Origin of the sequence: Pseudomonas sp. QE6, from assembly GCF_041379005.1 — a bacterium.
GTDB lineage: Bacteria > Pseudomonadota > Gammaproteobacteria > Pseudomonadales > Pseudomonadaceae > Pseudomonas.
Window position 1 is genome coordinate 3277495 of sequence record NZ_CP166873.1, and the last position, 26412, is coordinate 3303906.

Genomic DNA, 26412 nt, shown 5'->3' on the forward strand with positions numbered 1-26412 from the left:
CGGTCAAGCAGTTTGACTCATTCTTCCGTGCTCACGCTAGCGGTGACCCCCATGGCCTTCTCCGAACGCATTGCCCGTCTGAAAAGCTCCTTGATCCGTGAAATCCTGGCCGCGGCGCAGCGTCCGGAGGTGATGTCCTTCGCCGGTGGCCTGCCCGCCGAGCCGATGCTGCCGAAGGTCCAGTGGGCCGAGATGCCGGTGAGCATGGGGCAATACGGCATGAGCGAGGGCGAGCCTGCGCTGCGCGAAGCCATCGCCACCGAAGCCCGGCGCCTGGGCGTGCCCTGCGAGGCGAGCCAGGTGCTGATCGTCAGCGGCTCGCAGCAGACCCTGGACCTGGCGAGCAAGCTGTTCATCGATCCGGGCACCGAAGTGTTGCTCGAAGCGCCGACCTACCTGGCCGCGCTGCAGGCCTTCCAGCTGTTCGGCGCCAACTGCCTGACCGTGCCGCTGGGCGCCGAAGGTCCGGACGTCGTGGCCCTGGGCCAGCGCCTGGAGACCAGTAAGCCATCCTTCGCCTACCTGATCCCGACCTTCCAGAATCCGTCCGGCGTGCGCTACAGCGAGCAGCGCCGCGATGAGGTCGCCGCCCTGCTCGACGAGTTCGGCGTGACCCTGATCGAAGACGAACCCTACCGCGAGCTGGTGTTCGACGATGGTGCCGCCACCCCGCTGGTCAGCCGCCTGAAGAAGGCCAGCTGGATCTACACCGGCACCGTCTCCAAGACGCTGCTGCCGGGCTTGCGCGTCGGTTTCCTGATCGCCACCCCGGACCTGTTCCCGCACCTGCTGCGCCTGAAGCAGTCCGCCGACCTGCACACCAACCGTGTCGGCCAATGGCAGGCGCTGCAGTGGTTCGGTACCGAGGCCTACCGTGGCCACCTGGCCGAGCTGCGCGACTTCTACCGCATCCGCCGCGACGCCATGCAGGCGCAGCTGGAGGAGCATTTCGCCGAGCTGGCCGAGTGGAACCTGCCGCAGGGCGGCCTGTTCTTCTGGCTGAAGCTCAAGCAGCCGCTGGACACCCGTACGCTGCTGGACGCGGCCCTGGCGCAGAACGTAGCCTTCATGCCCGGCGAACCCTTCTTCACCCAACCCGATGCCAACCCCGGCTACCTGCGGCTGAACTTCAGCCACGTGGCGCCGGAGCGCGCCGGCGAGGGCCTGCGCCGCCTGGCTGCCGTGATCCGCGACGCGCAAGCCGCCCAATCCAGCTGAGGAGCGACCATGTACACCGTCTACGGCGATCAACTCTCCGGCAACTGCTACAAGGTCAAGCTGGCTCTGCACCTGCTCGGCCTGCCTTACCAGTGGCGCGATATCGATATCCTCAAGGGCGAGACCCAGACCCCCGAATTCCTCGCGAAGAACCCCAACGGCAAGGTGCCGGTGCTGGAGCTGGAGGACGGCACCTGCCTGTGGGAGTCCAACGCCATCCTCAACTTCCTCGCCGACGGCAGCGAGCTGCTGCCCAGCGAGCCGCGCCTGCGCACCCAGGTGCTGCAGTGGCAGTTCTTCGAGCAGTACAGCCATGAGCCCTACGTGGCGGTGGCGCGCTTCATCGAGTTCTACCTCGGCCTGCCCGAGGAGCGTCGCGAGGAGTACGCCAGTTGCCACAAGGGCGGCTACAAGGCGTTGAAGGTGATGGAGAAGCAGCTGGAGCAGACGCCCTATCTGGTCGGTGACCGCTACTCGATCGCCGACATCACCCTGTACGCCTACACCCACGTGGCGCACCAGGGCGGCTTCGACCTGTCGAACTTCCCGGCGATCAACGCCTGGCTGGCGCGGGTGGCCGATCATCCCCGGCATGTCGCCATGCAGGACTGATCCTCCCGCTCCGCACCTGAAAACGCCGCTCCCCGTGAAGCGGCGTTTTTATGCACGGTTCTATTTCTGCGCCCGGTCATCCTCTGTGCGACGAACCGCGATGCTTCCCCGCGATACGACTTTCGTCTAAAAGGCGCGAAAGAACATAGGTTTAGGCTAACTCCACTTGACCGACATCATGGCGACGACTCGTCGTCATGCCTAACCTTGCCCGGCTGCATGCGGTCGTTCCGATGTGGCCGGGGGCGAGTGGCAGGCAGTGTCGTCACCCGGCAGGTGAGGGGGGAAGATGGCCTATCTGGTCTGGCAGGAGGATCTCAATACCGGGATTCAGGTAATCGACACGCAGCACAAGCGCATCGTCGAGATGATCAATCAGCTGCACGACGCGCAGGCGCAGCATGACCGGGCGCTGCTGGGCAACGTGATCGAGGAACTGGTCGACTACACCCTGTCGCATTTCGCCTTCGAGGAGACCTTGCTGGAGGATTCCGGCTACCAGTTCACCCGTGCCCACAAGAAGGTGCACGAACTGTTCATCAAGCGGGTTTCCGACTACCGGCTGCGCTTCGAGTCCGGCGAGGACGTGGCCGATGAGCTCAAGGGGCTGCTGGGTCGCTGGCTGTTCAATCACATCCGCAACGATGACGCCAACTACGTGGAGGCAGTGAAGTCCAGCATGCAGGAGCTGACCCGCGACCAGAGCCAGGGAGGCTGGCTGTCGCGCTCGATGAAACGCTTCTTCGGCTGAATCATCAGGGAAATCGGCCCATTCGCGACGCGAAACCCCCAAGGCTATCTATGCTCAGTGCTACATAACGAGACATGCCATTGGGGGTTCATCGGTATGAAAACGCTGTTGAAATCGCTGTTGCTGGTTTCCCTGCTGACTTCTTCCTTCTCCCTGTTCGCCGCGCAGGCCACCACGCCGACCGAGGCCACGCGCGCCCAGGCGTTGCTGACCAAGGCTGTGGCCTATTACAAGAAGGAGGGCGACAAGGCCTTTGCGGCGTTCAGCCGCCAGGGCGAGTTCATCGATGGTGACCTCTACGTCTTCGTGGTGGACAGCAAGGGCACCATGCTGGCCAGCGGCGGGCCTTCGGTGGTGCTGATCGGCCGAGACGTGTCGACGACGCTCGATCCCTCCCTGCGCGAGCAGTTCGCCAAGACCCTCGCCCAGCCCGCCACCGGCAAGGTGCAGCAGGCGGACTACCGCTGGAAGAACTGGGCCGACGGCCGCACCGAACGCAAGCACGTGTACTACGAGCGGGTCGGCGACCGTTTCATCGCCGCCGGCTACTACCTGCCGCGCGCCACGCCGGAGCGGGCGATGGCGATGCTGGACAAGGCGGCGAAGGCCATCGAGACCGATCCGGCCGGCACTTTCCGCAAGATCAATGCACTCGATAGCAGCTTCATCGAAGACGATCTCTACGTGTTTGCCGTCGATCTCGATACCTCGAAGTTCGTCGCCCACGGCTTCAACAGCCGCATGGTCGGCACCGACTTCGCAACCCTGAAGGATCCAGGCGGCAACCCGGTCGGCCACGCCATGCTGGAACTGGCCCGTGGCAAGGGCGAAGGGGAGTTCGCCTATCAGTGGCGCAACCCGGTGACCACCCAGGTGGAGAACAAGCACGCCTTCCTGCGCAAGGTCGGCCACTACATGGTCGCGGTCGGCTATTACACGCGCTGATTGCGGGGATAAAACAGCAGGCAGAAAAAAACCGGCCCGAGGGCCGGTTTTTTTCATGGCGATGGTTCGGCTTAGCGAATCAGGCTGAGGAACTCGCTGCGGGTGGCGGCGTTCTCGCGGAATTCGCCGAGCATCACCGAAGTGACCATCGAGGAATTCTGCTTCTCCACGCCGCGCATCATCATGCACATGTGCTTGGCCTCGATCACCACGGCCACGCCCAGCGCGCCGGTAACCTGTTGCACGGCCTCGGCGATCTGCCGCGACATGTTTTCCTGGATCTGCAAGCGACGGGCGTACATGTCGACGATGCGCGCGACCTTCGACAACCCCAGCACCTTGCCATTGGGGATATAGGCGACGTGGGCCTTGCCGATGAAGGGCAGCAGGTGGTGTTCGCACAGCGAGTAGAGCTCGATGTCCTTGACCAGCACCATTTCGCTGTTGTCGGAGCTGAACAGGGCGCCGTTGACGATCTCCTCCAGCGTTTGCTGGTAGCCGCGGCAGAGGTACTGCATGGCTTTGGCGGCACGCTTCGGCGTGTCGACCAGGCCTTCGCGGGTGACGTCCTCACCGAGCTGGCTGAGGATCGCGGAGTAGTTTTGTTCCAGGGACATGGATCTACCTGTGGCAATGACAAATATGAGAACCGTGGCGCAGGGTAGGGCGCGCGGCCTTGGCTGGCAAGGGTGGAGTGCCGGTTGGCGCGTTATGGCGGCCGTGCTGGCGCCTGCCGTTCGTCCCGGCCTTTAAGTCTGTTACTCGTCCCGGCCTTCGAGCATGGTCCGCCGCAGCATCACGTAGATGGCGCCGGCGCCGCCGTGGCGCGGCAGGCAGGAGGCGAAGCCCAGTACCTGCGGGTGCTGGCGCAGCCAGGTATTCACGTGGCTCTTCATCATCGGGCTCTTGCCGTCGATGCGCGCGGCCTTGCCGTGGGTGACGCGCACGCAGCGGACCTCGAAGCGGGTGGCTTCGGCAATGAAGTCCCAGAGGGTCTCGCGGGCCTTTTCGATCTTCATGCCATGCAGGTCGAGGCTGCCCTCGAAGCCGATCTGGCCGGCCTTGAGCTTGCGCATCTGGCCTTCCTGGACGCCGTCGCGGGCCCAGTAGAGTTCGTCTTCCGGGCCGACGTCGATGACGAACTGGTCGGACAGGCCGTCCACCCGGATGTTCTCGGTGCGCACGCTCGCGTTCTGCCGCAGCTCCTTGAGTTGCTTGCGGTCTGCCTTGGGTTTGCCGGTATCGGCCTGGTCCACGGAGATGCGCTTGACGCCGCGCATCTCGCGGCTGAACAGGGAAAAATCGTCGTCTTGCATGCGCACCTCCACGAAGAGCCGCGCAGTTTAACGGATCAAGCGGAATTTGCGGAAATCCGCAGGCGGCTCAGTCGCGCTTCTTCATCAGTCTCGGCGACAGGCTCAGGCCTTCGCGGCCACGCGCCCGGCGGCGCGCGGCACGCCAGAACATCACGCCCAGCCAGAGGCAGAACAGGCCGATGACCAACAGGACGGCGCCGGCGCCCGGCTCGATGTGCAGCACACCCACGGCGGGCTGGCGCCGCAACAGCGCGGCGACGCCGGCCATTGCGGACAGAATGCCGAAGGTGGCGATCACCGCGGCCAGGGCAGCGGCGAAGCGCCAGCGCCAGCGTCCCGGACGCTTGGGACGCAGGGACCGTGGATCGAAACTATCGGACAACTTCATCCCGACTTCCTCATCTGATGAACGAGGCTATGACCGGTCAGGGCCGGAAGGGGTTCCAACCCCGGGGTCGGGAGGCGCGGTTGGCTCGGCTCCAGCAGGGCCATGGGCTCTGCGCCTAAGCTGAGCCTAACCGCTGACGGTTGTGGCTGCCGCCCGTCGGGACGGACGGTGTCAGACCAGGGCCTGGGCCTGCGCGACCACCGCGGCGAAGTTGTCGCCCAGGGCGGCGATTTCCGCCCGGTGCAGGTCGCGTGCGGCGAGCACGCCGCCTTCCGGGGTGGGGATGTCGCGGGTGGCGCAAGCGGCGTCCACCAGGGTGCAGCGGTAGCCGTAGTCCTTGGCGGCACGCACGGTGGTGCTGATGCTCGAATGGGTCATGAAACCGCAGACGATCACATCGAGGCGGCCGTTGGCCTGCAGGCGGTCGTGCAGGTCGGTGCCGGCGAAGGCGTTGGGCAGGCGCTTGTCCACCACCACCTCACCCGGCAGCGGGGCGAGCTCGGGGAGGAACTGGCCGCGCGGACCCTGCGGGTCAAGCACGCCGCCACGCACGCCCAGATGGTGCACATGGACGATCGGGGTGCCCATGGCGCGGGCCGACTCCAGCAGCAGGCGGATCTGCGCCACCGCCGCGTCCAGGTCCGGCAGGGCCAGCACGCCGCTGCGGTACTCCTCCTGGGCATCGATGATCAACAGAGTGCTCTGGCGCAGCGTGGCCGGCGGGTACCCGCGTCCACTGATCTGCAGCATGCTGAGCGGATGGGACATGTCTCAACTCCTGATAATCCACGTGCCACCATTGTGGGCTGTAACGCGCCCCCTGTGAATCTTTGCGTACTCGCTCCAAAGTGGTATTGGCAAGATCAACGATAGCTGGCCGGAGGCGCGCCAGCGGGTCGCTGTTCCGGTAGAATGCGCCCCTTTTTGCGAGCTGCGAGGACTGCGCCGTGACTCAATCCCGTTTGCTGACCCTGCGTGACCACATCCGCTGGGCGGTCAGCCGTTTCCACGCCGAGGAGCTGTTCTTCGGTCATGGTACCGACAACGCCTGGGACGAGGCCCGTCAACTCGTGCTGGGCGCGCTGCATCTGCCGTGGGAGATGGCCGATGCCTACCTGGATTGCCGCCTCGAAGACGAGGAACGCGAGTACCTGATGCACCTGCTGCGCCGGCGCATCGAAGAGCGCGTGCCCACTGCCTACTTGCTGGGCGAGGCCTGGTTCTGCGGGCTGCCGTTCGTGATCGACGAGCGCGTGCTGGTGCCGCGCTCGCCCATCGCCGAGCTGATCGAACGGCGTTTCGAGCCATGGCTGGCGGTCGATCCGGCACGCATTCTGGACCTCTGTACCGGCTCGGGCTGCATTGGCATCGCCTGCGCCAGCGCCTTCCCCGATGCCGAGGTAGTGCTGGGCGACCTGTCCTTCGATGCCCTGGAAGTGGCCAACATCAACATCGAGCGTCATGAACTGGGCGAGCGCGTCTACACCGTGCAGGGCGACGGCTTCGCCGGCCTGCCGGGGCAGCGCTTCGACCTGATCGTCTCCAACCCGCCCTATGTCGACGCCGAAGACTTCGCCGACATGCCGGCCGAGTATCACCATGAGCCGGCGCTGGGACTGGCCTGCGGCGACGATGGCCTGGACCTGGTGCGACGCATGTTGGCCGAGGCGGCGGACCACCTGACCGAGCGCGGCAGCCTCATCGTCGAGGTGGGCAACAGCCAGGTGCATGTGGCGGCGCTCTATCCGGAAGTGGACTTCACCTGGCTTGAGTTCGAGTACGGCGGCCATGGCGTGTTCCTGCTCTCGGCAGCGCAGTGCCGGCAGCACCAGGACCTGTTCAAGGCGCGGGTGAAGGGGAATTGAGGTAGGGCGTATAACGCTTCGCGTTATACGCCGATTGGCCTGCGTCGCAGCGTGTTCGAGGTCCGGCTGGACCATGCAGTGGCCGGCGGCCGGGGTGTAACGGCGTACAACCGCGAACGGTTGTACGCCCTACGTTCCTGGTATTTCGGTACAGGATCACACCCGTTCGCGAGCAAGCTCGCTCCTACAGGGCCGTGTGTCGCAAGGCCTCAGCGCGTGGCGATCCAGATCAGCAACCCCGCCTGGAACACCGCGAACACCGTCAGGCAGGCGATGGTGAAGCGCAGGCTGGTGTCGTCGCGGCGGAAGGTCTCGATGCGCTGCTCCAGGCGACGGATTTCGTTGGCCTGGGTGGCGAGATTCTGGTCGGCCTGCTCGAGCATGGCGGCGGCGTCCAGCAACGGCAGGATCTGCACCTTTTCCTTGTGCCAGTCATCGTAAAGCTCGCTGACCCGGCCGGCGCTGTAGCGCGCCTTGAGCAGCCCCGAATCCTCGTAGATCACATCGAAGCCCTGGGCGCGCAGGAAGTGGTCCCGGCGCTGGCGGGCCTCTTCGCTCACCGCGTCCTTTATCGCCAGCGCGCCACCCTCGACGCGGTAGTGCGCCCACTTCTTCTTTGCCCAGCCCACCCCTTGCGCCAGCAGGAAGCGGCCCAGGCCGCGGTTCAGCGGTTCGGTGGCGAAGCCCGAATCGGCGCCGAAGCGGATTTCCTTGTTGCGGTGGTCCGCCCAGACCTCCAGCAGGTTCACTTCCTTGCGCAGCACTTGCCCCGGCAACTGGATGGTCAGGCGCAGCAGGCTCTGTTCGCTGCTGTGGCGTTCCACCCGACTGAACTGGACGAAGCGCAGCGGCCGCGCGCCGGTCGTGCGGTCGGTGGGCAGCGGCGCCAGGCGCAGCAGACGGTGGTGCTCCGGGGCCAGTTCCGCCCAGGGATGGGGGCGGGCAGGGCTCTGGGCGGCACTCGCGTCGAGGGCAGTGGGTTCGGCTTGGTTCATGGAGCGGTCCTCGGGCCCGGCGGGCGTAACCGGGGCAGTCCCGAAGGTTATCGACGGATCGCGGCGTTTCTTGAGACGTCCGCTCCAGATGAGGCCAGGGTGGAGGCGGGCAGGGTGCGGGCGGTCTTCACGAAGGTGACGATGCGCTGCACCAGTTCCCGCGCCAGGGGCAGGTTGGGGTTGTTGTAGGAGGCCAATTGCTGTGGGCCGCTGGCCGGGACGATGCGCAGGATGTGGTTCATGCCGTCGATCAGGTACAGCTCGCTGTCGGGCTTGGCCTGCTTGAGCGCCAGGGCGTCTTCCTCGCCGACCTGGATGTCGTGCCGCCCCTGAAGGATCAGTGTTGGCACCTTCAGCGCGGCGAAGGCCTGGGCCGGGTCCTGGCGGAACAGCGAGATCAGGTAGGGCTGCACGCTGGGACGGAACAGCGCCAGCAGCGGCTGCGGCACTCTTGGCTGCAGTTGGCCGGCATTGAGACCGTCGATCAACTGGTTGGCCTCCGCCTGCAGGGGCGGCGGCAGGCGGCCCTGCAGTTGCTCGCGCAGCACCTCGCCGATGGGGCGGGAGCTGCCGGAGATCGATACCAGCTCGTCGGCGTGGGATTTGGGCGCCGCCAGGCTGGCGATCAGCGCGCCCTCGCTGTGGCCGATCAGCACCTGGCGGCCGAAGCGCGGGTCGCGCGCCATACGGTCGCTCCAGGCGATCACGTCGGCGACGTAGCCGTCGACGCTGAGTTCCTCTTCCCGAGGTGCCGCCGGCAGGCTGCGGGCCACGCCGCGCTTGTCGTAGCGCACGCTGGCAATGCCGTTCTCCGCCAACGCCTCGGCCAGCTTGCGCAGGTAGCCGTTGTTGCCGCCCTCGGGGTTGTTGCCGTCCCGGTCGGTGGGGCCGGAGCCGGCGATCAGCAGGGCGACCGGCGGCGGGGTGGCGCTCTGCGGCAGCAGCAGGGTGCCGCGCAGTACGCCGTGGCCAGTATCCAGGTCGTAAGGGCGTTGCAGGATGCTGCTGGGCGCGGCTTGCGCGACCGAGCCGAGCAGGCCGGCGAACAGGCAGAGGCAGAGTAGGGCGAGACGGCGCATCGATGACTTCAACAGGCGGGTGATGGCGCTTTGATCCTCAATGTCCGGGAAGGTTCGCAGGGCGGATTGACGCAGGTATACTGCCGGCCTTTTCGATTTCCTGTCTTCCGCGGAGCCTCGCATGTCCGGCAACACCTACGGCAAGCTGTTCACCGTCACCACCGCTGGCGAAAGCCACGGCCCGGCGCTGGTCGCCATCGTCGACGGCTGCCCGCCGGGGCTGGAAATCTCCCTGGAAGACCTGCAACGCGACCTGGACCGCCGCAAGCCCGGCACCAGCCGCCACACCACCCAGCGCCAGGAAGCCGACGAGGTGGAAATCCTCTCCGGCGTGTTCGAGGGCAAGACCACCGGCACCCCGATCGGCCTGTTGATCCGCAACACCGACCAGAAGTCCAAGGACTACTCGGCGATCAAGGACCTGTTCCGCCCGGCCCACGCCGACTACACCTACCACCACAAGTACGGCATCCGCGACTACCGTGGCGGCGGCCGTTCCTCGGCGCGCGAGACCGCCATGCGCGTGGCCGCCGGGGCCATCGCCAAGAAGGTGCTGGCGGGCATGGGCATCAGCGTGCGCGGCTACATGAGCCAGCTCGGCCCGATCGAAATCCCCTTCAAGAGCTGGGACAGCGTCGAGGACAACGCCTTCTTCAGCCCCGACCCGGACAAGGTGCCGGAGCTGGAGGCCTACATGGACCAGCTGCGCCGCGACCAGGATTCGGTCGGCGCGAAGATCACCGTGGTCGCCGAAGGCGTGCCGCCGGGCCTGGGCGAGCCGATCTTCGACCGCCTGGACGCCGAACTGGCCCACGCGCTGATGAGCATCAACGCGGTGAAGGGCGTGGAAATCGGCGCCGGCTTCGCCAGCGTCGCCCAGCGCGGCACCGAGCACCGCGACGAGCTGACCCCCGAAGGCTTCCTGTCGAACAATGCCGGCGGCATCCTCGGCGGCATCTCCAGCGGCCAGCCGATTATCGCCCACCTGGCGCTCAAGCCGACTTCCAGCATCACCACCCCCGGTCGCTCCATCGACGTGAACGGCAACCCGGTGGACGTGATCACCAAGGGCCGCCACGACCCGTGCGTGGGCATCCGCGCCACCCCCATCGCCGAGGCGATGATGGCCATCGTGCTGCTCGACCACCTGCTGCGCCACCGCGCGCAGAACGCCGACGTGAAGGTCGGCACCCCGGTGCTCGGCCAGCTCTAAGCCACAAGCTGCAAGCGACAAGCCGGTGCGACGCCTGGCTCTGCGCTTGCAGCTTTAAGCTTGCCGCTCATGGCTGTTCCTTATTGGCGTCTGTCCAGTTTCTACTTCTTCTACTTCTGCCTGCTGGGCGGGACGGCGCCGTTCCTCGCGCTGTATTTCCATCACCTGGGCTTCCCGGCGCCGCGCATCGGCGAGCTGGTCGCCATCCCCATGCTGATGCGCTGCGTGGCGCCGAACCTGTGGGGCTGGCTGGGCGACCGTAGTGGCCAGCGGCTGGCGATCGTGCGTTTCGGCGCGGTGTGCACGGCGCTGTGCTTCGCCGGCATCTTCCTCGATCACAGCTACGCCTGGCTGGCGCTGGTGATGGCCGGGCATGCGTTCTTCTGGCATGCCGTGCTGCCGCAGTTCGAGGTGATCACCCTCGCGCACCTGAGCGGGCGCACCGAGAGCTACAGCCGCATCCGCCTGTGGGGCTCCATTGGTTTCATCTGCACCGTGGTCGGCCTGGGCTGGCTGTTCGAGCGCGCCAGCCTGGATGCCTACCCGTTGGCGCTGCTGGCAATCATGCTGGGCATCGTCGGCGCCAGTTGGTGGGTGCCCAATGCGCAACCGCCGGCGCGCCATGACGAGGCCAATGCCGGCGGCTTCCTCAAGCAACTGCGCAGCCCCGGCGTACTGGCGTTCTACCTGTGCGTATGCCTGATGCAGCTGTCCCATGGCCCGTACTACACCTTCCTGACCCTGCACCTGGAAGCGCTCGGTTATGCCCGTGGGCTGATCGGCCAGCTCTGGGCGCTGGGCGTGGTGGCCGAGGTGCTGCTGTTTGTGGTCATGCCGCGCCTGCTCAAGCGCTTTTCCCTGCGCCAGGTGCTGGCGGCGAGTTTCCTGCTGGCGGCATTGCGCTGGCTGCTGCTGGGCACGCTGGCCGGGCACCTGCCGGTGCTGCTGTTTGCCCAGTTGCTGCATGCCGCCACCTTCGGCAGCTTCCATGCCGCCGCGATTCATTTCGTCCAGCGCAGCTTCCAGGCGCGCCAGCAGGGCCAGGGCCAGGCGCTCTACGCCGCGTTGGCGGGAACGGGCGGCGCGCTGGGCGCGCTTTACTCCGGCTACAGCTGGGGTAGCCTTGGCCCGGCCTGGACTTTCGCCATTGCGAGCGTGGCCGCGCTGGCCGCGGCCTTCATCATCTGGACCCGTCTGAACGAGGACCCGCATGAACGACACCCGTGAACAGCTGACCCAGCAGATCATCGAAGCCGGGCGCTTCCTCCATGGCCGCGGCTGGTCGCCGGCCACCAGCAGCAACTACTCGGCGCGCCTGGCGGCCGATCGGGCCCTGCTCACCGTTTCGGGCAAGCACAAGGGCCAGTTGGGCGTCGATGACCTGCTGGAGACCGACCTGGCCGGCAACAGCCTGGAGCCGGGCAAGAGGCCTTCGGCGGAAACCCTGCTGCACACCCAGCTCTACGCCTGGCGCGCGGAGATCGGCGCGGTGCTGCACACCCATTCGGTGAATGCCACCGTGCTTTCGCGCCTCACGCCCGGCGATCGCCTGGAGCTGGAAGACTACGAGCTGCAGAAGGCCTTCGCCGGCGTCACCACCCACGAAGGCCGCGTCACCGTGCCGATCTTCGACAACGACCAGGACATCGCCCGCCTGGCTGCCAAGGTGCAGCCCTGGCTCGACGCCCATCCCGACTGCCCCGGTTATCTGATCCGTGGCCATGGCCTGTACACTTGGGGGCCGCGCATGAGTGACGCGCTGCGCCAGATCGAAGCCTTCGAGTTCCTCTTCGAGTGTGAGCTGAAGGTGCTGAGCCTGCGTGGCGCCCGCTGAACAACCTTGAGAATCGAGTAGCCCGACCATGAGCAGCCTGACCGTCTACCACGAATCGAGCCCCGAGCAGCCGCTGAAGCTGCTGACTCATGCCGAGGACATCGCCTCGACCCTGAACGCCGTCGGCGTGCGTTTCCAGCGCTGGCAGGCCAATGCGCCCATCGCCCCCGGCGCCAGCCAGGAGGAGGTGCTCGCCGCCTACCAGCACGAGATCCGCCGCCTGCAGGAGGAGGAGGGCTACGTCACCGTGGACGTGGTCAGCCTGACCGCCGAGCACCCGCAGAAGGACGAACTGCGCGCCAAGTTCCTCGACGAACACCGCCACGGCGAGGATGAAGTGCGCTTCTTCGTGGCCGGTCGCGGGCTGTTCACCCTGCACATCGAAGATCACGTCTACGCAGTGCTGTGCGAGAAGAACGACCTGATCTCGGTGCCGGCCGGTACCCGCCACTGGTTCGACATGGGCGAGCGTCCGCACTTCGTGGCGATCCGCCTGTTCAACAACGCCGAAGGCTGGGTCGCCAAGTTCACCGGCGACGACATCGCCAAGCGCTTCCCGTTGCTGGAAGACTGATCCAATGGGGAATTTGCCCTAGTCGCCACTGGCAGGCGGGGCGTCATTTGCTCTTCGTAGGAGCGGGCTTGCTCGCGAACAATCTCGCCGCTCAGCTCAGTGGCATGCGGTTCGCGAGCAAGCTCGCTCCTGCATATCTTCCCGCCTATGCCAGAGGCGGACCTTTGGAGTTTCCATGCCGATCAAAGCCATCCTCACCGACATCGAAGGCACCACCAGCGCGGTCAGCTTCGTCTTCGACGTGCTCTTCCCCTATGCCGCCGCGCACCTGCCGGACTTCGTCCGCGAGCACGCCGGCGAGCCAGCCGTGGCCGAACAATTGGCCGCCGTACGTGCCGACAGCGGTGAAGCCGGCGCCGACACCGCGCGCTGCATCGAGATTCTCCTGGGCTGGATCGCCGAAGACCGCAAGGCCACGCCGCTCAAGGCGCTGCAGGGCATGGTCTGGGAGCAGGGCTACCGCGCCGGCCAGCTCAAGGGCCACGTCTACCCGGACGCCGTGGATGCGCTGCGCCACTGGCATGCCGAGGGCTTCAAGCTCTACGTCTATTCCTCCGGCTCGATCCAGGCGCAGAAACTGATCTTCGGCTGTTCCGAGGCGGGCGACCTGACGCCGCTGTTCTCCGGCTATTTCGACACCACCAGCGGGCCCAAGCGAGAGGCCGAGTCCTATCGTCGCATTGCCGCTGCCATCGGCCTGCCCGGTGAGGAGATCCTGTTCCTCTCCGATGTGGTGCAGGAGCTGGACGCCGCACAGCAGGCCGGCCTGCAGACCATCGGCCTGGCCCGCGAAGGTGGCGTGCTGGAAGGGCACGACACCGTGGCCAGCTTCGCGGTGATCGCCCCCGCGCGGGTCTGAGCCGTCGCTCGCGCTGCCGGGGCGCGGGACGCTATCATCAGCGCACCAACTTTCTATAGAGGGATCTTGAATATGGGTTTCCTGCGCGAACTGATCGCCCTGGTTATCTTCGTCGTGGACATCTGGGCCATCCTCAACGTGGCGAGAAGCGACGCAGACATACCGAAGAAGATCATCTGGGTTCTGGTGATCGCCGTTCTGCCGGTGCTGGGGTTGATCGTCTGGGCGTTCGCGGGGCCGCGCAGCAAGGCGCGGGCTTGAGTTTCCTTCGCTGATACTTCGAGGGGCTCGGACGCATGAGCGCCGTGCTCCTTGTAGGAGCGGACTTCGTCCGCGATGCTTTTTGTTCTGGTGTTTCTGCGCTGCTTCGGTGTGCTCGGATGTATTGGGTTTCGCCCCCTCGGGCGACCCACTTTGGCAAACGACCCAAAGTGGGCAAAGGTCTTGCCCCTCCATCCGGTTTTTCGCTTGGGGCGAAAAATGCCCTCGTTGAATCGCAGTTTCAGGGGTACGCCGCGAAGGGCCATCCCTGGCCCATCGCGGCTCTCGCGGCATCCATGCCGCTCACCCCCTGAAACTCCGATTCAACGAGGCCTCCTGAAAGGGGCGGTTCGGAGTGCGCGGGTGTTTCTCTGGAAGTCTTAGAAAGCCAGAGCCAGGGCGGAAGCTGCGCTTTCGTAGGAGCGGACCTTGTCCGCGAAATCCCTACACCTACCCCATGACAACCGGCTATCCCCCTCAACCAAACCGGTAATGCATCCGCACGCACCCCGGCTCGATCATCTTCGCCGACACCAACGTCGGCGACGCCTGGAAGCCGGTGGCCGGGAAGAGCGGAATGCCGCCCCCGATGATTTCCGGCATCACGTAGACCTCCAGCTCATCCAGCGCCCCGCGCTGCAGAAAGGCCATCTGCAACTGGCCGCCGCCAAGCATCCACACGTCCCCGTCATCCAGCGCACGCAGTTCCGCCACCAGCGCGTCGATGTCGCTGCGGGTTTCCAGCGGGCCTTTCGGGTTTTCGATGGGCCGTGACGTCACCACCAGCACCCGTTGCTCACCGTACGGCCAGGGGCTGGGGTCGGCTTCGAGGAAGTCATAGGTGCCACGCCCCATGACCAGGGTGCGAATGCGCTGGATGAACAGGTCGTAGTGGTGCTCGCCCAGTTCCAGCTTGTCGTGCCGGAACAACCAGTCCAGCCCGTGCTCCGGGGTGGCGATGTAGCCGTCGAGGCTGGTGGCGATGTAGCCGAGAATCCTGGCCATGCTGAATCTCCTCCGGTAAGATTCCCTCAATATATAAATGAATGTTCATTTATAAAAGAGGATGGCATGGCCCGAACCAAGACGGTCAGCGACGAAGCGATACTCGACGCCGCCATGGCGCTGATGGTGCGCGAGGGGCCGGAAGCGGTGACTTTTGCTGCCGTCGGGCGCGAAGTGGGGCTGTCCGCCGCGACCCTGGTGCAGCGCTACGCGACCAAGGCCGAATTCCTCCGCGCCGTGCTGTTGCGCGCCTGGGACCAGCTGGATGCGCAGACGGCGCGGCTCGACGACACCGTCGAACTCAGCCCGGAGGGCGCGGTGCGGATGCTGGTGGCGATGTTCCCGGTGGGCGAGGGCGAGAGCGATTACGCGGAAGGGCTGCTGATCCTGCGTGAAGACATGCGCGATCCGCTGCTGCGCGAGCGCGGTGCGCAATGGGGCGAGGCGCTGGCGAAGGCGTTGGGCCGGCGCTTGAGCGGCGATCCGGCGCGACAGCCGCTGCTCGGCCGCCTGATGGCCAGCCAGTGGCAGGGCGCACAGCTATGGTGGGCCTTCGAGCGCAAGGGCGACCCCGCCGGTGCCATCGGCGCCGAGCTGCGCCGCTGGTGCGAGGTCATGCTGGCCGGCGAAAGACTTGCGGGATAGAGCCTGGGGGCGGACACTCGACCGATGCATTACTGCCTGATCGAAACAGAACTCGGCTGGTTCGGGCTCGCCTGGAGCCCGCGGGGAATCGTGCGCACCTGTCTGCCGGGTGATTCCGTGCATTCCATGCGTGAACGCTTCGACAGACTCGGCACCGAGACCGCCCACTGGCCGGCGTTCATCGACGAGGCGCGCCAGTTGATCCTTGGCTATGCGCGGGGCGAGGCGGTGTCCTTCGACGGCCTGCCGCTGGACCTGTCGGCCGTCAGCGATTTCCATCGCCGCGTCTATGACGACATCCTCCAGCTGGGACGTGGCGAGACCACCACCTATGGCGAGATCGCCCGCCGCCTGGGCGACGTCGGCTTGTCCCGGGCAGTGGGGCAGGCGATGGGCAGCAATCCGATTCCGTTGATCATCCCGTGCCACCGCGTGCTGGCCAGCGGCGGCAAGACCGGCGGTTTCTCCGCGCCGGGCGGCAGCAGGTCGAAGCTGCGCATGCTGGCGCTGGAAGGCTTCGAGGACCCGCGGGCCGCGCAGACCGCCTTCGACTTCTAGCCCTTCTCCAGGGCCCCCTCCAGACGCAGCAGCAATTCCTTTCGCGGCAGGCCGCCGGCGTAGCCGGTTAGGCTGCCGTTGCTGCCGATCACCCGGTGGCAGGGCACGATGATGCTGATGGGGTTGGCGCCATTCGCCGCGCCCACCGCACGGATCGCCTTGGGCCGGCCGATGCGCCGCGCCAGTTCGGCATAGACGGTGATGTAGCCGTAGGGAATCTCCAGCAGTGCCTGCCAGACCTGGCGCTGGAACTCGGTGCCGCCGGTGTTCAGGCGAACCTCGAAGCGCTGGCGCTTGCCGGCGAAGTACTGGTCAAGCTGGCGCGCCACCTCGTCCAGCAGCGGGCTGCCCTGTTGCCAGTCCGGCTCGGGGTAATGCCGCTGCTCCAGGTCCATGTAGAGCATTCTCAGGCCGCTTTCATCGCCGGCCAGCAGCAGGCGGCCGGTGGGGCTGTCGTGGTAGCGGTAGTGCATGGTCATCCTCCGGTGCGGCCGCCCTGGGAGTAGGCGTGCCACAGATAGACGGCGGCGTAGGCGCGCCAGGGCCGCCAGGCTTCGGCGCGGCGCTGCAGGTCGCGCGCGGTGATACCCTCGGCGCCCCAGACCGGCGACTTGAGCAGGCCCAGGTCGGCCGTGGGGAAGGCGTCCGGATCGCCGAAGGCGCGCAGGGCCACGTACTCGGCGGTCCAGGGGCCGATGCCGGGGAGGGCGCAGAGACGCTTCACCAGGTCGTCGGCACCGTCCTCGACATGCAGGGCCAGGGTGCCGCTGGCGCAGGCGGTGGCGAAGCGCTGCAAGGTTTCCACGCGCTTGCCGGGCATGCCGATGCCGGCGAGGTCGGCGTCGGCCAGGGCTTGGGGCGTGGGGAACAGGCGGCTCGGCTGGCCCTCGGTTTCTCCGGGCAGCGCCTCACCCAGGCGCTGCACCAGCCGGCCGACGATGGTCACCGCGGCTTTCACCGTGACCTGCTGGCCGACGATGGCGCGCACCGCCTGTTCGAACGGGTCGAACGCGGTGGGCAGCCGCAGCCCCGGCGCTTGCCGGATAAGCGGTCCGAGTAGCGGGTCGCAGCCCAGGTGCTCGGCGATATGGTCGGGATCGCTGTCCAGGTCGAACATCTTGCGCACCCGGGCCGCCAGTGTTTCGGCATGCTGCGGGGCGAGGTGGATTTCCAGCTCCAGCTCGGCGCGATCCTCCAGCGGGCGCACGCTGAACCAGCCGGCCTCATCGCCGATGCGCACGCTGCGGGCGTAGCGCTCGGACGACAGGCACTCCACGCCGCCCAGGCTGCGCAGGGCGAAATGCTCGTGGAACTGCTGCCAGCTCCAGGGGGCGCGGTAGGGCAGGTGGATGATCCGGGGTGTCGGGGATGTGTTTTTCATGCAGCGACCTTAGCTGTTGCGGGCATGGCTGTCCTCCCGCCGCTGACTTTCAAACTGCCGGTCATGAGTTCGGCTGACGACGGGGTTCGACCTGTCATCGTCGGGCACGTAGAATGCGCGCCTCTTTCGGGGCGGCGCGGCCGTCCCCTCCTATTGTCTTGTCCCGACGGGAGCCCAGCCCATGCACGATTACCAGGAAACCCTCTACGACGGCTATGGCCAGCGTTTCAGCGTCGACAGGATGCTCCACGAGGTGCGCACCGAACACCAGCACCTGGTGATCTTCGAGAATGCCCGCATGGGCCGGGTGATGGCGCTGGACGGCGTGATCCAGACCACCGAGGCCGACGAGTTCATCTACCACGAGATGCTCACCCACGTGCCGATCCTCGCCCACGGCGCGGCCAAGCGCGTGCTGATCATCGGCGGCGGCGACGGCGGCATGCTGCGCGAGGTGTCCAAGCACGCCAGCGTCGAGCACATCACCATGGTCGAGATCGACGGCACCGTGGTCGACATGTGCAAGGAGTTCCTGCCGAACCATTCCCAGGGCGCCTTCGACGATCCACGCCTGAACCTGGTGATCGACGACGGCATGCGCTTCGTCGCCACCACCACGGAGAAGTTCGACGTGATCATCTCCGACTCCACCGACCCGATCGGCCCGGGCGAGGTGCTGTTCTCGGAGAACTTCTACCAGGCCTGCCACCGCTGCCTGAACGAAGGCGGCGTGCTGGTGACCCAGAACGGCACGCCCTTCATGCAGCTGGACACCGTGCGCAACACCGCCGGCCGCATGAACGGCCTGTTCGCCGACTGGCACTTCTACCAGGCGGCCGTGCCGACCTATATCGGCGGTTCGATGACCTTCGCCTGGGGCTCGACCAACCCGGCCCTGCGCCACATCGATGTCGCCACCCTGGCCCAGCGCTTCGCTAGCAGCGGTATCCCGACCCGCTATTACAACCCGGCCATCCACCAGGGCGCCTTCGCCCTGCCGCAGTATGTGCTGCAGGCCATCGGCAAGCCGGCCAACGACTGACCTCCGCTGCGCCTTCGCCATCCGGTGACCGGGCCATGCGCCGTTTCCCCAGCGGGTTGCGGCGCCATACCGGGGGACCGGCAGTCGGTCATGACAGTTTCTTCACCCGCCCTCCGGCACTGTGCCCGCCGTCCGGCGGTCGTAGTGCTGTTGCCGGGCGCTCGTATCATTCCGAAACGATTGTCCGCGTCGCCTTAATGTCGGCTTCAGCGGCGCCGAATAGAATGCGCCGCCGCTGCTTTTGCGGTGTAATGCCGCAGTTTTTTCGCGCTTACGCAGGGCCCCGCACGGGCGGCGCGCCTTCGAACCCACACGTTCAAAACGGAACCTAGAAATGGGCCAACCAGAAGTCCTGACCAATCGCCAGAACGGTGCGAGCCTCACGCGGCCCACCGTCTCCAGCCATCTGGCGTTCACTGCGCTCAGCGTCCTTGCGCTGATGGCGATGTTCTCCCTGACGCGTCTTGCGCTGTTCATCTACAACCGCGAGCTGATCGGCACCACGCCGGCCTCCACCTTCTTCGAAGCGTTCATCACCGGCATGCGTTTCGACATCCGCGTGGTGGTCTACATCGTTGCCCCGCTGGTCTTCGCCCTCCTCAGTGCCCGCGCCATGGGTTGGCGCTGGCTGTGGAAGGCCTGGCTGACCCTGACCGCGAGCGTCACGCTGTTCCTCGGCGTGGTGGAGATGGACTTCTACCGTGAATTCCACCAGCGCCTGAACAGCCTGGTGTTCCAGTACATGGCCGAAGACCCCAAGACCGTCATGAGCATGATCTGGTACGGCTACCCGGTGGTCCGCTACCTGCTGGCCTGGGCCTTCGCCACCTGGCTGCTGTACCTGCTGTTCCGCGGCATCGACCGTGCGACCCGCCCGAGCGCCGCAGGCTCCGCCGTTGCCGCCTGGTACATCCGTATCGCCGTAATGCTGGTGGTGGTCGTGCTGTGCGTCGTCGCCGCCCGTGGCACCCTGCGCCAGGGTCCGCCGCTGCGCTGGGGCGATGCCTTCACCACCGACTCGATGTTCGCAAACCACCTGGGCCTCAACGGCACCATGACGCTGATCAAGGCCGCCGAGGACCGCTTCGGCGAGGACCGCGCGAATATCTGGAAATCCACGCTGCCCGATGAGCAGGCCCGCGACACCGTGCGCCAGATGCTGCTTACGCCGAACGACAAGCTGGTCGATGCCGATACCGCCGCCATTCGCCGCGACTTCACCCCGCCGGCCGGTGGCACCCTGCCGGTCAAGAACGTGGTGGTGATCCTGCTGGAAAGCTTCGCCGGCCACTTCGTCGGCGCGCTGGGTGGGGAGGGCAACATCACTCCGTACTTCGACAAGCTGTCGAAGGAAGGCCTGCTGTTCACCCAGTTCTTCTCCAACGGCACCCACACCCACCAGGGCATGTTCGCCACCATGGCGTGCTTCCCCAACCTGCCGGGCTTCGAATACCTGATGCAGACGCCCGAGGGTGGCCACAAGTTCTCCGGCCTGCCGCAGCTGCTGTCGGCGCGCAAGTATGAAGATGTCTACGTCTACAACGGCGACTTCGCCTGGGACAACCAGTCCGGCTTCTTCGCCAACCAGGGCATGACCACCTTCATCGGCCGTAACGACTTCGTGAACCCGGTGTTCTCCGACCCGACCTGGGGTGTGTCCGACCAGGACATGTTCGCCCGCGGCAACGAGGAGTTGGACAAGCTCGAGTCCACCGGCAAGCCGTTCTACGCCCTGCTGCAGAGCCTCTCCAACCACGTGCCCTACGCACTGCCGAAGGACCTGCCGGTGGAGCGCGTGACCGGCCACGGCAGCCTCGACGAGCACCTGACCGCCATGCGCTATTCCGACTGGTCGCTGGGGCAGTTCTTCGAGAAGGCCAAGAAGTCGCCGTACTACAAGGACACCCTGTTCATCGTGGTGGGTGACCACGGCTTCGGCGCGCCGGACCAGCTGACCGAAATGGACCTGTTCCGCTTCAACGTGCCCTTCCTGATGATCGCTCCGGGCATCCAGGAGAAGTTCGGCGCCACCCGCGACACCGTCGGCACCCAGATCGACATCGTGCCGACCATCATGGGCCGCCTGGGCGGCGAGACTCGCAACCAGTGCTGGGGCCGCGACCTGCTGAACCTGCCCGAAGGCGACAAGGGCATCGGCGTGATCAAGCCCTCCGGTAGCGAGCAGGTGGTGGCGATCATCAACGGCAACCGCATCCTGATCAAACCCAAGGAAGGCGACATCCGCGTCTACGACTACAAGGTCGGCAAGGACTTCGGCGTGACCCGCGTGGAAAACGCGCCGGACCAGGAGGCCCTGCGCCTGCGCCTGGAGTCCTTCATCCAGACCGCTACCAAGAGCCTGCTGGACAACACCGCAGGCGTGGTGGACCCCAAGTCCGGCACCAAGTGATCGCCGGGTGACTGGAAAAAGGGGCCTTCGGGCCCCTTTTTCATGCCTGCTGATTTCCTGTCAGCGAGCTTGCTCGCGAAGATCGCCGCGCAGGACTTCCAGGATTCGCGAGCAAGGGCTAGGCGCCACTCCCGGCCCTGCGTGTAAACCCCATGCCAGACCGCCGGGAGGAGGCTTTTCCTGCAAAAGCGTCCGTATAAACCGGTTATAAATTAAGACCACAACGGTCTAATGGATTATAAGAAAAGTCGTTATCCTGCCGCCCACACCACGAGGTGATCAGTTACGCCAGTCAGGACTCGCAGATGGATGTTGGCAATATCGGTTTCGTAATCGCGGGTCTTGTCGTTGGTTTCATCGTCGGTATGACCGGCGTGGGCGGTGGCTCGCTGATGACCCCCATCCTGCTCTGGTTCGGCATCAATCCCGCCGCCGCGGTGGGTACCGACCTGCTGTATGCCGCCATCACCAAGTCCGGCGGCGTCCTGGTTCACCGCAAGAACGACAACATCGACTGGCGCATTACCGGCTGGCTCGCCCTCGGCAGTGTGCCGGCGGCGGCGCTGACCCTGCTGTTCCTGCACAGCCTGCATGCCGATACCGCGGCGATGAACAGCATCATCAAGCATGCCCTGGGCATCGTCCTGCTGCTCACCGCGTTGGCGGTGCTGTTCAAGAAGCAGGTGCTTGCCTTCGCCCAGCGCCATGCCGGCGACAGCTTCCACTTCAGCGGCCCGAAGCTGAACACCCTGACCGTCGTCACCGGCGCCATCCTCGGCGCCATGGTCGCGCTGACCTCCATCGGCGCCGGCGCGCTGGGTACCGTGGCGCTGTTCGTGCTCTATCCCTTCCTCGCCACCCGTCGTCTGGTGGGCACCGAGATCGCCCACGCCGTACCGCTGACCCTGGTCGCCGGCCTTGGCCATGCCAGCATGGGCAACATGGACTGGGGCCTGCTCGGCTACCTGCTGATCGGCTCGCTGCCGGGAATCTACGTCGGTAGCCACCTGGCCGGCCGCATTCCGGATGGCGTGCTGCGTCCCTGCCTGGCGGTGATGCTGGCGTCGATCGGCTACAAGCTGGTCTTCTGAAACCTCTCCACGATCTGCGGCGGCCCTGGCTCGCAAGAGCGTCGACAGGTTTTCGCTAGCCGCGGCGGAAACGCCCCGGCGTCACGCCTTTCCAGCGGCGGAAGGCGTGAATGAAGTTCGACACCTCCCCATAGCCGAGCCGCTCGGCAATCTCCTCCAGACGAATCACCCCCGTGGCCAGCAGCTCTTCGGCCAGCGCCTGGCGTACCTCGTCCACCAGCGCGCGGAAACTGCTGCCTTCGGCCTCAAGGCGACGGCGCAGGGTACGTGAGGTCATGTGCATGGCCTCGGCCATCTGTTCCATGTCCGGCAGCCGGCCTGGCGTTGCAAGCAAGCGGTCGCGGATCTGCCCGGACAGCCCGGTGCGCTCCTGGCGGCGGGCGAGCAGGGCGCGGCATTGCTCCTCGCAGCGCAGCGCCGCTTCCGGGTTGGCGCCCGGCAGCGGCAGTTCGAGGATGCGGCTGTCGAAGACGATGCGGTTCTCCGCCTGGCCGAACAGCGGCCGTACGCCCAGTTCGTCGATGTAGGGCTGCGCGTCGCTGGGCGCCTCGCGGCGGAAACTGACCTGGCGCACGGGCGCCGGCTGGTTGGTCAGGTCGCGCTGGATGCGCAGCACACCGCCGCCGTCGCGCTCGATGAGAAAGTTGCGCAGGTCTTCCGGCACGTCGGTGTCGTCCAGCAGCAGGTGCGCCTCGCCGTCGTGCTCCTCCAGGCGCATGCGATGGAAGGCGTAGGTCAGGTCGAGGTAGCGCAGCCCCAGGCGCGCGGCGCTGAGGAAGTTGGCGCTGCTGAGCAGGGCGAAGCCCCAGATGCCGTAGGTGTTGAGGTGGTAGCGCAAGCCGGCCTTGAGGCCGATGCCGGGGATGTGCCCCAGGTGCCGGGCCAGGTTGCGCACCAGGCTCAGCTCCTGCTCCGCGTCCACTTCCGCGCCGGGATCGGCGAGCACGCCGAGGTCCAGTCCGGTGCCGCCCAGGCACTGTTCCAGGTTCAGGCCGTGGTCCAGGGCGAACTGCGTCAGCAGTTGCACGCTGACGGCGCTGCGGCGGGGCGACCAGGGGGGAGTGGCGGACATGGGGTTTCTCGTTGACCGAAAGTCACAATTTTATGTCCGACTATGCCATAACCCAGTGACGAATGAAGCCCTAGGATGTTCCCATCCGCCATCGGGCGGGAAACACCACCGGGAGCACAACAATGACAAACACTTCCCCCGGGTCGGCTGCCGTGCGCGTGCTGATCATCGGTGCCGGCTTCGCCGGCCTGGGCCTGGCGATCCGGCTGAAACAGGCGGGCATCGACGACTTCCTGATCCTCGAGAAGGCCGGCGACGTCGGCGGCTGCTGGCGCGAGAACCGCTATCCGGGCGCCGCCTGCGACGTGCCTTCGCACCTGTATTCCTTCTCCTTCGAACCCAAGGCCGACTGGTCGCGCAAGTTCGCGCCGCAGGCGGAAATCCTCGACTACGCCCGGCACTGCGCGGACAAGTACGGCCTGCGCGAACGCATCCGCTTCCACTGCGAGGTCAGCGCGGCGAGCTTCGACGAAGCGGCCGGGGAGTGGCGGGTGACCTGCGCCAATGGCGAGGAGCTGCGCGCCCAGTCGCTGGTCTGCGCGCTCGGCCAACTGAGCCGTCCGCTGATTCCGCACTTGCCGGGTATCGAACGCTTCAAGGGCAGGGCCTTCCATTCCGCGCAATGGGACGCCGATGCGCCGCTGGAAGGCCGTCGTGTAGCGGTGGTTGGCACCGGTGCCAGCGCCATCCAGTTCGTGCCGCAGATCGCGCCGAAGGTCGCCGAGCTGCTGCTGTTCCAGCGCAGCGCGGCCTACGTGATTCCCAAGCCGGACCGCCCCTACGCCGACTGGGAGCGCCGCCTGAAGGCGCGACTGCCATGGTTGCAGCGTTTCGACCGGGGGCTCAAGTACGTCCAGCACGAGGCTCGGGCGCTGGCCTTCACCGTGTTCCCGCCGCTGATGAAGGTGATGCGCCTGAGCTTCCATCGCCACCTGCAGCGCGGCATTCCCGACGCGGGCCTGCGCGCGCGGCTGGAACCGGATTACCCCTTGGGCTGCAAGCGCATCCTGATCAGCAACGACTACTACCCGGCGCTGGCGCGCAGCAATGTGAAGCTGGTCGATACGGGCATTCGCGAGGTCACCGAGGATGCCATCGTCACCCGCGACGGCCAGCGCCACCCGGTGGATACCCTCATCTACGGCACCGGTTTCGCTGCCACCGAGTTCCTGGCGCCGATGCGCGTCCGGGGCCTGGGCGGGCGCGAGCTGAACCAGGCCTGGCAGGGCGGCGCGGAAGCCTACAAGGGCATCAGCGTCAGCGGCTTCCCCAACCTGTTCATCCTCTATGGGCCGAACACCAACCTGGGGCACAGCTCGATCATCTACATGCTGGAAAGCCAGTTCCCCTACGTTCTGGCCTGCCTGCAGCGCATCCGCCGCGAAGGCCTGAAGTACCTGGACGTGAAACCCCAGGTGCAGCAGCGTTTCAACCAGCACCTGCAACATGAGCTGGGCCACACCATCTGGGAGCGCGGTTGCAACAGCTGGTACAAGACCGCCAGCGGCCGCAATACCGTCAACTGGCCGGGTTTCACCTTCCGCTACCGTCAACTGACCCGTCAGCCGGAGTTCGCCGACTATGACTGCATCCGTTGAGCCCGTGGCGCCACTGTCCCTTGGCCAGAAAGTCCTGACCGCCGCCTTGCGCGGCCTGCTCAACCTGCTGTTCCGTGGCCTGATGGGCCCACAGCTGTCGGTGAAGGCGCAGCGCGCATTGCTGCGCGGGCTGACCGCCGCGACCCTGACGCCCCGGGGCCTGCTGCGCGAGCAGACGACCCTGGGCGGGCTGCCCTGCGAGGTCTGGCGGCCCCGCGAGGGCGGGGCGGGAAGGGTGATCCTCTACCTGCACGGCGGCGCCTACCTGGTGGGGTCGCCGGCGACTCACCGCGCCATCACCGCCAACCTGGCGCGGCGCTGCCGCGCGGAGGTCTGGGTGCTGGATTACCGCCTGGCGCCGGAGCACCCGTTCCCGGCCCAGCGTGACGATGCCGTGGCGGCCTACCGCGCGCTGCTGGACAAGGGCATCCCGGCGGCGGCCATCGCCATTGCCGGGGATTCCGCTGGCGGCCACCTGACCCTGCAGCTCGCGCTGCAAGCCAAAGCGCTCGGCCTGCCGGCGCCCGGCGCGCTGGTGACCTTCTCGCCGGTGACCGATCTGACCAACGAACACCTGCATGCGCCGCCTGCGGGTGATCCGCTGATCACCCGCGCCTGGATCGACAGCGCCATGGCGATGTTCTGCCCGCCGGGCGTGCCCCGCAGCGATGCGCAACTGTCGCCGCTGCATGCCGATCTCACCGACCTGCCGCCTCTGCTGATCCAGGTTGGCGAAGATGAAGTGCTGCGCAACGACAGCCTGCGTTTCGCCGATGCCGCGCGACGCTACGGTGCCGTGGTGACACTACAGCGCTTTGCCAACAGCTGGCATGTGTTCCAGGCCCACGCCGGGGTGCTGAAGGTAGCCGACCGCGCGCTCCAGGACGCCGCCGATTTCGTCGCCCAACATCTGCAGGGAGTGCATCGATGAACAACATCCTGATCAGCGGTGCCGCCTCGGGCATTGGCGCCGCGACTGCGAAACTGTTCCACCAGCGTGGCTGGCGCGTCGGCCTGATCGACCTGAATCCCGAGCCACTGGCTGCGCTTGCCGTGGAGCTGGGTGGCGTCTGGCGGCGGGCGCTGGACGTCACCGATGCCGAGGCGGTGGCTGCCGCGGTGCGTGAGTACGCCGAAGACTGCGACGGCGGCCTGCGCCTGCTGTTCAACTGCGCGGGCATCCTGCGTTTCGGCCGCTTCGAGGACATCAGCCTGGCCGAGCACCAGCGCATCATCGCGATCAACGTGCAGGGCGTGCTCAACTGCTGCTACGCCGCGCTGCCGTACCTCAAGCGCACACCGGGCGCGCAGGTGCTGAACATGGGCTCGGCCTCCGGGCTGTATGGCGTGCCGCAGATGGCCAGCTACTCGGCGTCGAAGTTCGCCGTGCGCGGGCTGACCGAGGCGCTGGAGCTGGAATGGCGCGAACATGGCATCCGTGTCGCCGACCTGATGCCGCCCTTCGTGCGCACGCCGATGGTCGCCAGCCAGCTCGTCGAGCCGCCGGTGCTGCGCCGCCTGGGCGTGACCCTGAGTGCCGAGGACATCGCCGAAGCGGCCTGGCGCCAGACCGGGAGCAGGGCGGTGCACCGTCCCATCGGCGCGCTGTTCCGGGCGATGTACTGGTCCGGCCAGTTGTCGCCGCCATCGCTCAACCGCTGGGTGATGGCCTGGCTCAGCCGCGCCTGAGTAGACTGCAC

Annotated in this window: 29 protein-coding genes; 19 read left to right on the plus strand and 10 right to left on the minus strand. The window is 66.4% G+C overall.

Annotation, left to right across the window (positions count from 1 at the left end; genetic code table 11):
- Window positions 1-51: 51 nt before the first annotated feature.
- The 4 genes from ACAW63_RS15225 (at window position 52) to ACAW63_RS15240 (ending at window position 3526) form a co-directional block, all read left to right on the plus strand.
- Window positions 52-1218, plus strand: coding sequence for a PLP-dependent aminotransferase family protein (locus tag ACAW63_RS15225; protein ID WP_371226467.1), 1167 nt, complete (start codon window positions 52-54; stop codon window positions 1216-1218).
- A 9-nt stretch (window positions 1219-1227) separates the two neighbouring features.
- Window positions 1228-1830, plus strand: coding sequence for a glutathione S-transferase family protein (locus ACAW63_RS15230; RefSeq protein ID WP_371226469.1), 603 nt, complete (start codon window positions 1228-1230; stop codon window positions 1828-1830).
- Window positions 1831-2119: 289 nt separating this feature from the next.
- Window positions 2120-2581: a bacteriohemerythrin gene (locus ACAW63_RS15235; protein WP_275607764.1), complete on the plus strand. Its 462-nt coding sequence runs from the start codon at window positions 2120-2122 to the stop codon at window positions 2579-2581.
- A 96-nt stretch (window positions 2582-2677) separates the two neighbouring features.
- Complete coding sequence (locus tag ACAW63_RS15240) at window positions 2678-3526, plus strand: cache domain-containing protein (RefSeq protein WP_371226471.1); 849 nt, start codon at window positions 2678-2680, stop codon at window positions 3524-3526.
- Between the two features lie 71 nt (window positions 3527-3597).
- Here the strand turns inward: ACAW63_RS15240 and folE are convergent, their stop codons facing one another.
- From folE to ACAW63_RS15260, 4 genes are all read right to left on the minus strand, one after another.
- The gene (gene folE, locus ACAW63_RS15245; protein WP_024765420.1) at window positions 3598-4143 is read right to left on the minus strand and encodes a GTP cyclohydrolase I FolE; all 546 of its coding nucleotides are present in this window, start codon (window positions 4141-4143) and stop codon (window positions 3598-3600) included.
- Between the two features lie 141 nt (window positions 4144-4284).
- Window positions 4285-4842: a Smr/MutS family protein gene (locus ACAW63_RS15250; RefSeq protein ID WP_371226473.1), complete on the minus strand. Its 558-nt coding sequence runs from the start codon at window positions 4840-4842 to the stop codon at window positions 4285-4287.
- A 67-nt stretch (window positions 4843-4909) separates the two neighbouring features.
- Window positions 4910-5230, minus strand: coding sequence for a hypothetical protein (locus ACAW63_RS15255; protein WP_275607761.1), 321 nt, complete (start codon window positions 5228-5230; stop codon window positions 4910-4912).
- Window positions 5231-5401: 171 nt separating this feature from the next.
- On the minus strand, window positions 5402-5998 hold the full coding sequence (locus ACAW63_RS15260) for a cysteine hydrolase family protein (RefSeq protein ID WP_275607760.1): 597 nt from the start codon (window positions 5996-5998) through the stop codon (window positions 5402-5404).
- 179 nt (window positions 5999-6177) lie between these two features.
- On the opposite strand from ACAW63_RS15260, the gene prmB reads away from it, so the two are divergent.
- Complete coding sequence (prmB, locus tag ACAW63_RS15265; protein WP_275607759.1) at window positions 6178-7095, plus strand: 50S ribosomal protein L3 N(5)-glutamine methyltransferase; 918 nt, start codon at window positions 6178-6180, stop codon at window positions 7093-7095.
- A 209-nt stretch (window positions 7096-7304) separates the two neighbouring features.
- On the opposite strand, the gene ACAW63_RS15270 is transcribed toward prmB, so the two are convergent.
- Together ACAW63_RS15270 and ACAW63_RS15275 are read right to left on the minus strand one after the other, a co-directional pair.
- Window positions 7305-8090, minus strand: coding sequence for a hypothetical protein (locus ACAW63_RS15270; RefSeq protein ID WP_371226476.1), 786 nt, complete (start codon window positions 8088-8090; stop codon window positions 7305-7307).
- A gap of 47 nt (window positions 8091-8137) precedes the next feature.
- Window positions 8138-9181 carry an alpha/beta hydrolase gene (locus ACAW63_RS15275; RefSeq protein WP_371226478.1) on the minus strand — a complete coding sequence of 348 codons (1044 nt, stop codon included), beginning with the start codon at window positions 9179-9181 and terminating at the stop codon, window positions 8138-8140.
- Window positions 9182-9290: 109 nt separating this feature from the next.
- On the opposite strand from ACAW63_RS15275, the gene aroC reads away from it, so the two are divergent.
- The 6 genes from aroC (at window position 9291) to ACAW63_RS15305 (ending at window position 13910) form a co-directional block, all read left to right on the plus strand.
- On the plus strand, window positions 9291-10382 hold the full coding sequence (gene aroC, locus ACAW63_RS15280) for a chorismate synthase (RefSeq protein WP_371226480.1): 1092 nt from the start codon (window positions 9291-9293) through the stop codon (window positions 10380-10382).
- 69 nt (window positions 10383-10451) lie between these two features.
- A complete protein-coding gene (locus ACAW63_RS15285) occupies window positions 10452-11609 on the plus strand; it encodes an MFS transporter (protein ID WP_371226482.1) in 1158 nt (385 codons plus the stop codon).
- Window positions 11593-12216, plus strand: a complete 624-nt coding sequence (locus ACAW63_RS15290; RefSeq protein WP_371226484.1) for a methylthioribulose 1-phosphate dehydratase — start codon at window positions 11593-11595, stop codon at window positions 12214-12216. The genes ACAW63_RS15285 and ACAW63_RS15290 overlap by 17 nt, the downstream gene beginning before the upstream one ends.
- 28 nt (window positions 12217-12244) lie before the next feature.
- Window positions 12245-12790: an acireductone dioxygenase gene (locus tag ACAW63_RS15295; RefSeq protein ID WP_371226486.1), complete on the plus strand. Its 546-nt coding sequence runs from the start codon at window positions 12245-12247 to the stop codon at window positions 12788-12790.
- Window positions 12791-12965: 175 nt separating this feature from the next.
- Window positions 12966-13649 (plus strand): acireductone synthase, encoded by a 684-nt coding sequence (gene mtnC, locus ACAW63_RS15300; protein ID WP_371226488.1) that lies wholly within the window; start codon window positions 12966-12968, stop codon window positions 13647-13649.
- 72 nt (window positions 13650-13721) lie between these two features.
- Window positions 13722-13910 carry a PLD nuclease N-terminal domain-containing protein gene (locus tag ACAW63_RS15305; protein ID WP_371226490.1) on the plus strand — a complete coding sequence of 63 codons (189 nt, stop codon included), beginning with the start codon at window positions 13722-13724 and terminating at the stop codon, window positions 13908-13910.
- A 477-nt stretch (window positions 13911-14387) separates the two neighbouring features.
- Here the strand turns inward: ACAW63_RS15305 and ACAW63_RS15310 are convergent, their stop codons facing one another.
- Entirely contained in the window at window positions 14388-14915 is a 528-nt protein-coding gene (locus ACAW63_RS15310) for a dihydrofolate reductase family protein (RefSeq protein WP_371226492.1), read from the minus strand.
- A gap of 66 nt (window positions 14916-14981) precedes the next feature.
- Here ACAW63_RS15310 and ACAW63_RS15315 point away from each other — a divergent pair, with 66 nt between their 5' ends.
- Both ACAW63_RS15315 and ACAW63_RS15320 read left to right on the plus strand, forming a co-directional pair.
- Window positions 14982-15560 (plus strand): TetR family transcriptional regulator, encoded by a 579-nt coding sequence (locus ACAW63_RS15315; RefSeq protein ID WP_371226494.1) that lies wholly within the window; start codon window positions 14982-14984, stop codon window positions 15558-15560.
- Between the two features lie 126 nt (window positions 15561-15686).
- On the plus strand, window positions 15687-16118 hold the full coding sequence (locus tag ACAW63_RS15320; RefSeq protein ID WP_371226496.1) for a methylated-DNA--[protein]-cysteine S-methyltransferase: 432 nt from the start codon (window positions 15687-15689) through the stop codon (window positions 16116-16118).
- On the opposite strand, the gene ACAW63_RS15325 is transcribed toward ACAW63_RS15320, so the two are convergent.
- Together ACAW63_RS15325 and ACAW63_RS15330 are read right to left on the minus strand one after the other, a co-directional pair.
- A complete protein-coding gene (locus tag ACAW63_RS15325; protein ID WP_371226498.1) occupies window positions 16115-16591 on the minus strand; it encodes a methylated-DNA--[protein]-cysteine S-methyltransferase in 477 nt (158 codons plus the stop codon). The genes ACAW63_RS15320 and ACAW63_RS15325 overlap by 4 nt on opposite strands.
- A 2-nt stretch (window positions 16592-16593) precedes the next feature.
- A complete protein-coding gene (locus ACAW63_RS15330) occupies window positions 16594-17499 on the minus strand; it encodes a DNA-3-methyladenine glycosylase (protein ID WP_371226500.1) in 906 nt (301 codons plus the stop codon).
- A gap of 181 nt (window positions 17500-17680) precedes the next feature.
- Here ACAW63_RS15330 and speE point away from each other — a divergent pair, with 181 nt between their 5' ends.
- From speE to ACAW63_RS15345, 3 genes are all read left to right on the plus strand, one after another.
- A complete protein-coding gene (gene speE / locus ACAW63_RS15335; RefSeq protein WP_371226502.1) occupies window positions 17681-18541 on the plus strand; it encodes a polyamine aminopropyltransferase in 861 nt (286 codons plus the stop codon).
- A gap of 334 nt (window positions 18542-18875) precedes the next feature.
- Window positions 18876-20951, plus strand: coding sequence for an LTA synthase family protein (locus ACAW63_RS15340; RefSeq protein ID WP_371226503.1), 2076 nt, complete (start codon window positions 18876-18878; stop codon window positions 20949-20951).
- A gap of 305 nt (window positions 20952-21256) precedes the next feature.
- Complete coding sequence (locus ACAW63_RS15345) at window positions 21257-22042, plus strand: sulfite exporter TauE/SafE family protein (protein WP_371226505.1); 786 nt, start codon at window positions 21257-21259, stop codon at window positions 22040-22042.
- A 55-nt stretch (window positions 22043-22097) separates the two neighbouring features.
- Here the strand turns inward: ACAW63_RS15345 and ACAW63_RS15350 are convergent, their stop codons facing one another.
- Complete coding sequence (locus tag ACAW63_RS15350) at window positions 22098-23114, minus strand: AraC family transcriptional regulator (protein WP_371226507.1); 1017 nt, start codon at window positions 23112-23114, stop codon at window positions 22098-22100.
- 122 nt (window positions 23115-23236) lie between these two features.
- Here ACAW63_RS15350 and ACAW63_RS15355 point away from each other — a divergent pair, with 122 nt between their 5' ends.
- The 3 genes from ACAW63_RS15355 to ACAW63_RS15365 are packed head-to-tail and all read left to right on the plus strand — an operon-like array spanning window position 23237 to window position 26401.
- Complete coding sequence (locus ACAW63_RS15355) at window positions 23237-24712, plus strand: flavin-containing monooxygenase (RefSeq protein WP_371226509.1); 1476 nt, start codon at window positions 23237-23239, stop codon at window positions 24710-24712.
- Window positions 24696-25643 (plus strand): alpha/beta hydrolase, encoded by a 948-nt coding sequence (locus tag ACAW63_RS15360; protein ID WP_371226511.1) that lies wholly within the window; start codon window positions 24696-24698, stop codon window positions 25641-25643. The genes ACAW63_RS15355 and ACAW63_RS15360 overlap by 17 nt, the downstream gene beginning before the upstream one ends.
- The gene (locus tag ACAW63_RS15365; RefSeq protein ID WP_371226513.1) at window positions 25640-26401 is read left to right on the plus strand and encodes an SDR family oxidoreductase; all 762 of its coding nucleotides are present in this window, start codon (window positions 25640-25642) and stop codon (window positions 26399-26401) included. Before ACAW63_RS15360 ends, ACAW63_RS15365 begins: the two co-directional genes overlap by 4 nt.
- Window positions 26402-26412: the final 11 nt, after the last annotated feature.